Source organism: Alteromonas sp. HB246098 (genome assembly GCF_054890645.1).
Map to the genome: position 1 here is coordinate 26,915 of NZ_JBTZUG010000014.1, position 7,625 is coordinate 34,539.

Genomic DNA, 7,625 nt, shown 5'->3' on the forward strand with positions numbered 1-7,625 from the left:
TTCTAGAGACTGACTCCGCTGGGAGAGTAATGTGAAAGACTTATTAAAGTTTCTAAAGCAACAAAACAAGACTGAAGAATTCGATAATATTCGAATCGGTCTGTCTTCACCTGACATGATTCGTTCATGGTCATTCGGTGAAGTTAAAAAGCCTGAAACAATTAACTACCGTACGTTCAAGCCTGAGCGTGACGGTCTGTTCTGTGCGCGTATCTTTGGTCCGGTTAAAGACTACGAGTGTCTTTGCGGTAAGTACAAGCGCCTTAAGCACCGCGGTGTTATCTGTGAGAAGTGTGGCGTTGAAGTTACACTGACTAAAGTACGTCGTGAGCGTATGGGTCACATCGAGCTAGCTAGCCCGGTTGCACACATCTGGTTCCTTAAATCACTTCCGTCTCGTATCGGCCTTATGCTTGATATGACACTTCGTGATATTGAACGTGTACTTTACTTTGAATCATACGTGGTTACAGAGCCAGGTATGACAACGCTTGAGCGCAGCCAACTTCTAAACGAAGAAGAGTACTTGGATGCACTTGAAGAGCACGGTGACGAGTTTGAAGCGAAGATGGGTGCTGAGGCAGTATTCGATCTTCTAACAGTACTTGACGTAGACGCAGATGTTGCGGCTATGCGTGAAGAGCTGCCTTCAATCAATTCTGAAACCAAGCGTAAGAAGATTACTAAGCGTCTAAAATTGCTTGAGTCATTCCAACAATCTGGCAACAAGCCAGAGTGGATGATCATGACGGTTCTTCCGGTACTTCCGCCAGATTTACGTCCTCTAGTACCACTAGATGGCGGCCGTTTTGCAACGTCTGACCTTAACGACCTATACCGTCGTGTAATCAACCGTAACAACCGTCTTAAGCGTCTTCTAGACCTAGCTGCTCCAGACATTATCGTACGCAACGAAAAGCGTATGCTTCAAGAGTCTGTAGATGCGCTTCTAGATAACGGACGTCGTGGTCGTGCGATTACCGGTTCTAACAAGCGTCCACTTAAGTCGCTTGCAGACATGATCAAAGGTAAGCAAGGTCGTTTCCGTCAAAACCTTCTTGGTAAACGTGTTGACTACTCTGGCCGTTCTGTAATTACCGTTGGTCCAACGCTACGTCTTCACCAGTGTGGTCTTCCTAAGAAGATGGCACTTGAGCTATTCAAACCGTTTATCTACGGTAAGCTTGAAGGTCGTGGTCTTGCGACAACAATCAAAGCTGCTAAGAAGCTTGTAGAGCGCGAAGCACCAGAGGTTTGGGACGTACTAGACGACGTTATCCGCGAACACCCGGTACTACTTAACCGTGCACCTACACTTCACCGTTTGGGTATCCAAGCATTCGAACCTACACTAATCGAAGGTAAAGCGATTCAGCTTCACCCGCTAGTGTGTGCGGCGTACAACGCCGACTTCGATGGTGACCAAATGGCGGTACACGTACCGTTGACAATCGAAGCACAGCTAGAAGCACGTGCACTTATGATGTCAACGAACAACATCCTGTCACCAGCGAACGGTGAACCAATCATCGTACCTTCACAGGACGTTGTATTAGGTCTTTATTACCTAACGCGTGACAAAGTAAACGGCTTAGGCGAAGGCATGGTATTCACCAGCCCGAATGAAGCAGAAAAAGCGTACCGTACAGGTAATGCTGAGCTTCACTCTCGCGTTAAAGTACGTATTACTGAATATGACATCGATGAAGATGGCAACAAAACTGAGAAAGTAACCCTAACTGACACTACTGTTGGTCGTGCGATTTTCTCATTGATCCTTCCAAAGGGGCTGCCATTTGAAATCATCAACCAAGCGATGGGCAAGAAGCAAATTTCAAAACTATTGAATGCTTGTTACCGTACGCTAGGTCTGAAAGACACAGTAATTGCTGCTGACCAAATCATGTATACCGGTTTCCACTACGCGATGATCGCGGGTGCGTCTGTTGGTATCGACGATATGGTTATCCCTGCTGCTAAGAAAGAAATTATCGACGCGGCGGAAGCAGAAGTTATCGAAATTCAGGAACAGTTCCAAAACGGTCTTGTTACCGCGGGTGAGCGTTACAACAAAGTTATCGATATCTGGTCAAATGCCAACGAAAAAGTTGCTAAGGCCATGATGGATAACCTTAAGACTGACATCGTAATTAACCGCGATGGCGAAGAAGAAGAGCAATCATCATTTAACTCAGTTTACATGATGGCCGACTCGGGTGCTCGTGGTAGTGCCGCTCAGATTCGTCAGCTTGCAGGTATGCGTGGTCTGATGGCTAAGCCAGATGGCTCAATCATCGAAACCCCAATTACGGCGAACTTCCGTGAAGGTCTGAACGTACTACAGTACTTCATCTCAACTCACGGTGCTCGTAAAGGTCTAGCGGATACCGCACTTAAGACAGCTAACTCGGGTTACCTAACACGTCGTCTAGTAGACGTTGCACAAGACTTGGTAATCACTAACGACGACTGTGGCACATTCGAAGGTGTTCAAATGACACCACTAATCGAAGGTGGCGACGTTGTTGAGCCGCTACGCGAGCGTGTACTAGGTCGTGTGGTAGCAGAAGACGTACTTAAGCCAGGTACTGACGAAGTACTAGTTGAGCGTAATGTTCTGCTAGACGAAGCGTTAGTAGACATGCTTGAAGCCAACTCAGTTGACCAAATAATGGTTCGCTCGGTAATCACTTGTGACAACGACTTCGGTGTTTGTGCTAAGTGTTACGGTCGTGACCTTGCACGTGGTCACATGGTGGGTAGCGGTGAATCGGTTGGTGTTATTGCAGCACAGTCAATCGGTGAACCAGGTACACAGCTTACCATGCGTACGTTCCACATCGGTGGTGCGGCATCAAGAGCATCTGCTGAGAACAGCGTACAAGTTAAAACAGCGGGTAGCCTTAAGCTACACAACGCGAAATTCGTACGTAACTCTGAAGGTAAAGTGGTTATTGTTTCTCGTTCAACAGAGCTTACTGTTATCGACGAGCAAGGCCGTGAGAAAGAGCGCTATAAAGTACCTTACGGTGCTGTACTTAGCGTGGATGATGGTGCATCAATTGCAGCTGGCGACGTTGTTGCTAACTGGGATCCGCATAGTCACCCAATCATCACTGAACGTGCAGCTAAGATTAGCTTCGCAGACATTGATGACTCTAACACCGAAATGCAGCAAGACGAGCTTACTGGTCTAACACGTATCGTTGTTAAAGACCTTGCGAAAGTTAATGCGAAAGAGCCTAAGCTTATCCTTGAGAGCGACGAGTTCGGTCTTCAGGAAATTCGTCTTCCAAGCTTTACCACGATTGAAGCGTCGGAAGGTAAAGTGGCTAACGAAGGTGACGTGCTAGCACGTATTCCTCAAGAAAGCTCGAAGACTCGTGATATCACCGGTGGTCTACCGCGCGTTGCGGACCTATTTGAAGCGCGTAAGCCTAAAGAGCCTGCAATCCTTGCAGAAATCTCAGGTACTATCGGCTTCGGTAAAGAGACCAAAGGTAAGAAGCGTCTTGTAATCACGCCTGCTGAAGGTGATGCATACGAAGAGATGATTCCTAAGTGGCGTCAGCTTAACGTGTTCGAAGGTGAGAAAGTGGAAAAAGGCGAAGTTATCGCCGATGGTCCAGAGTCTCCACACGATATCCTACGTCTACGTGGTATCTCAGCAGTAGCAAACTACATCGTGAACGAAGTTCAGGAAGTATACCGTCTACAGGGTGTTAAGATTAACGATAAGCACATCGAAGTAGTTATCCGTCAGATGCTACGTAAGTGCATTATCACTCACCCAGGCGATACGCAGTTCCTTGAAGGCGAACAGGTTGAAGTATCGAACGTTAAAGTGGCGAACCGTGAAATTGAAAAACACGGTAAGATCCCTGCGCAGTACGAAACACAGCTGCTTGGTATCACTAAAGCGTCACTGTCTACTGAGTCATTTATCTCAGCGGCATCGTTCCAAGAAACAACACGTGTTCTAACTGAAGCTGCGGTTCAAGGTAAAGAAGATGACCTACGCGGTCTGAAAGAAAACGTAATCGTTGGTCGTCTAATTCCAGCGGGTACCGGTTTCGCTTACCACGAACGCCGTGCACAACGTCGCAAAGAGCAAATCGAAGAAATGTCAGTTTCTGCTGCTGAAGCAGAACAGGCACTAACCGAAGCGCTTAATGCAGGTGCAGACGAAGATACTGCCGAATAAGGCAAGATCATAGGAGTACGTTAACGTACTCCTAACAATTTGGCAGTCAAGTTGTACAGATTGCAGATAAATTATCTGCTTAAGCTTTGTACACCTTGACAGTCAGAGCGATGATCTTTAATATTCCGCGACCCGATTTTGGATAGCCATCAAATGGCTCGATAAACGGTCGCGGTTTTTCGTATCAGCGCTCAGTGAATATTGACGAGCACAATGTTCACAAACAAGCGCGATTAATAGATTAATCGCATTAATATGGACCCAGTCGCAGTGATTGGGTTTTCGTAGTTTTTAATCAGGAGCTAGTTAATGGCAACAGTTAACCAGTTAGTGCGCAAGCCGCGTAGAAAGCCCGTTGAAAAAAGCAACGTAGCTGCTCTACAAGCTTGTCCACAAAGACGTGGTGTATGTACTCGTGTATATACTACTACGCCTAAGAAACCAAACTCTGCACTACGTAAAGTATGTCGTGTACGTCTAACTAACGGTTTTGAAGTTTCTTCATACATCGGTGGTGAAGGTCACAACCTACAAGAGCACAGTGTAGTACTTATCCGTGGTGGTCGTGTTAAAGATCTACCAGGTGTTCGTTATCATACAGTTCGCGGTACTCTTGACTGCGCAGGTGTAAACGATCGTAGACAAGCCCGTTCTAAGTACGGCGCGAAGAAGCCTAAGTCTTAACGGTTCTCCGTTAGTAAGGCCAAACTGAAGTTTAAGAGTTTTGGGTTTTCCCTGAATTCATACGGAGAATAGAAAATGCCAAGAAGAAGAGTCGTAGGTCAACGTAAAATCCTACCAGAGCCAAAATTTGGTTCACAACTGCTTGCGAAATTCATGAATGTCGTAATGCTCGACGGCAAAAAGTCAGTCGCTGAAAGAATCGTTTACGGTGCGCTTGATATTGTTGCTGAAAAAACCGGCAAAGCACACCTAGATATCTTCGAGGAAGCGCTTGATAACATCCGCCCAACAGTAGAGGTTAAGTCTCGTCGTGTTGGTGGTTCAACTTATCAGGTTCCAGTTGAAGTACGTCCAGTTCGTCGTAACGCGCTAGGTATGCGTTGGATGGTAGAAGCTGCACGTAAACGTGGCGAAAAGTCTATGGCACAACGCCTAGCGGCTGAAATGCTAGACGCAGCAGATAATAAAGGTTCAGCGGTTAAGAAACGTGAAGACGTTCACCGTATGGCCGAAGCAAACAAAGCGTTTGCTCACTACCGTTGGTAATCAACGTTATTTAACTGAGAGAGATTTATGCCTCGTAAGACCTCGATTGAGCGTTATCGCAATATTGGTATTGTGGCTCACGTGGACGCGGGTAAAACCACGACCACAGAGCGAGTCCTGTTTTATACAGGGCTGTCTCACAAAATCGGTGAAGTGCACGATGGTGCTGCTACCATGGACTGGATGGAGCAAGAGCAGGAGCGTGGTATTACTATCACGTCTGCTGCAACGACTTGTTTCTGGTCTGGTATGGAGCAACAGTTCGATCAGCACAGAATTAACATCATCGACACCCCTGGACACGTAGACTTTACTATCGAAGTAGAGCGATCATTGCGTGTACTAGACGGTGCAGTAGTTGTTTTCTGTGGGTCTTCTGGGGTAGAACCTCAATCAGAGACAGTCTGGCGACAGGCTGACAAATATGAAGTGCCACGCCTAGTGTTCGTTAATAAAATGGACCGGGCTGGCGCTGATTTTGAGCGCGTTGTGGGGCAAATCCGCAAGCGTTTAGGCGCAAACTGTGTTCCGATTCAAATCAACATGGGCGCTGAAGAGAATTTTCATGGCGTCATCGACCTTGTGAAGATGAAAGCCATCAACTGGAATGAAGACGACATGGGTATGACATTTACCTATGAAGACATTCCGGCTGAATATCTTGATACCGCTGAGCAGTACCGTACCGAGATGATCGAAGCGGCTGCAGAAGCGTCTGATGAGCTGATGGATAAGTATTTAGAAGGCGAAGAGCTGACTGAAGAAGAAATCCGTTTAGGCCTTCGTACGCGTACACTGAACAACGAAATTGTTCTTGCCACTTGTGGCAGTGCCTTCAAAAACAAAGGTGTTCAGGCAGTACTAGACTCTGTAATTCACTATTTACCGTCTCCAACTGAAGTTAAAGCCATTACAGGTGTGCTTGACGATAAAGACGAGACTGAAGCAGAGCGTCATTCAAGCGACGATGAGCCTTTCTCAGCACTAGCATTTAAAATAGCAACTGACCCATTTGTGGGCACGTTGACCTTTTTCCGCTGTTACTCAGGTGTAGTTAATACGGGCGATACTGTATATAACCCAGTAAAAGGTAAACGTGAGCGCTTCGGGCGTATCGTGCAAATGCACGCAAAAGACCGCGAAGAGCTTAAAGAAGTACGCGCAGGTGACATTGCCGCCGCTATCGGCCTTAAAGATGTTACCACTGGTGATACGCTTTGCGATCCGAATCACGTTATCACGTTAGAGCGTATGGAGTTCCCAGACCCTGTTATTTCAATAGCAGTAGAGCCTAAATCTCAGGCTGACCAAGAAAAAATGGGTATTGCCTTAGGCAAACTTGCGGCAGAAGATCCATCGTTTAAAGTTAAAACTGATGACGAGACGGGTCAGACAATTATCTCAGGTATGGGTGAACTTCACCTTGATATCATTGTCGACCGCATGAAGCGCGAATTTAAAGTTGAATGTAACGTAGGTAACCCACAGGTTGCTTATCGCGAAACCCTTCGTAAATCTGTTGAAGTGGAAGGGAAGTTCGTTCGTCAGTCAGGCGGCCGAGGCCAATTTGGTCATGTATGGCTGCGCATTGAGCCTCAGGAAGAAGGTTCAGGCTACGAATTTGTGAACGAAATCGTCGGTGGTGTTGTACCAAAAGAGTTCATTCCAGCGGTCGATAAAGGAATTCAGGAGCAGATGCGAAGTGGTGTTCTTGCAGGGTTCCCAGTATTAGATGTAAAGGTAACTTTGTTTGATGGTTCTTACCACGATGTTGACTCTTCTGAAATGGCGTTTAAGATCGCCGGCTCTATGGGTTTCAAAAAAGGCGCCGCAGAAGCAAATCCGGTGTTGCTTGAACCCACAATGAAAGTTGAAGTGACTACTCCAGAAGACTGGATGGGTGATGTAGTCGGTGACATTAATCGTCGCCGCGGCATGATCGAAGGTATGGAAGATGGCGTAGCAGGTGTTAAAATAATACGTGCAAAAGTGCCGCTTTCAGAAATGTTTGGCTACGCAACTGATTTGCGTTCACAAACACAAGGTCGTGCTTCATACTCAATGGAGTTCTTCAATTATTCTGAGGCGCCTAACAATGTGGCGCAGGCTATTATTGAATCTAGAATTTAATCTAAATGAAGGTTCGGTCCGGTCTATTGGTGGGTCGGACTTTTAACTTAGGAAACGAGAA

The 7,625-nt window shown here is 46.5% G+C and carries 4 protein-coding genes; all 4 read left to right on the top strand.

The window, feature by feature from the left end:
• The first annotated feature begins 31 nt into the window (after nt 1–31).
• The 4 genes from rpoC to fusA all read left to right on the top strand — a co-directional run bounded on the left by rpoC (nt 32) and on the right by fusA (nt 7,564).
• Nucleotides 32–4,204 carry a DNA-directed RNA polymerase subunit beta' gene (gene rpoC / locus ACYTPF_RS19235; RefSeq protein WP_179984806.1) on the top strand — a complete coding sequence of 1,391 codons (4,173 nt, stop codon included), beginning with the start codon at nt 32–34 and terminating at the stop codon, nt 4,202–4,204.
• Between the two features lie 309 nt (nt 4,205–4,513).
• Nucleotides 4,514–4,888 (top strand): 30S ribosomal protein S12, encoded by a 375-nt coding sequence (gene rpsL, locus ACYTPF_RS19240; RefSeq protein ID WP_025257518.1) that lies wholly within the window; start codon nt 4,514–4,516, stop codon nt 4,886–4,888.
• Between the two features lie 75 nt (nt 4,889–4,963).
• Nucleotides 4,964–5,434 carry a 30S ribosomal protein S7 gene (rpsG, locus tag ACYTPF_RS19245; protein WP_014980519.1) on the top strand — a complete coding sequence of 157 codons (471 nt, stop codon included), beginning with the start codon at nt 4,964–4,966 and terminating at the stop codon, nt 5,432–5,434.
• A 27-nt stretch (nt 5,435–5,461) separates the two neighbouring features.
• Nucleotides 5,462–7,564 carry an elongation factor G gene (gene fusA / locus ACYTPF_RS19250; protein WP_179984805.1) on the top strand — a complete coding sequence of 701 codons (2,103 nt, stop codon included), beginning with the start codon at nt 5,462–5,464 and terminating at the stop codon, nt 7,562–7,564.
• Nucleotides 7,565–7,625 lie beyond the last annotated feature (61 nt).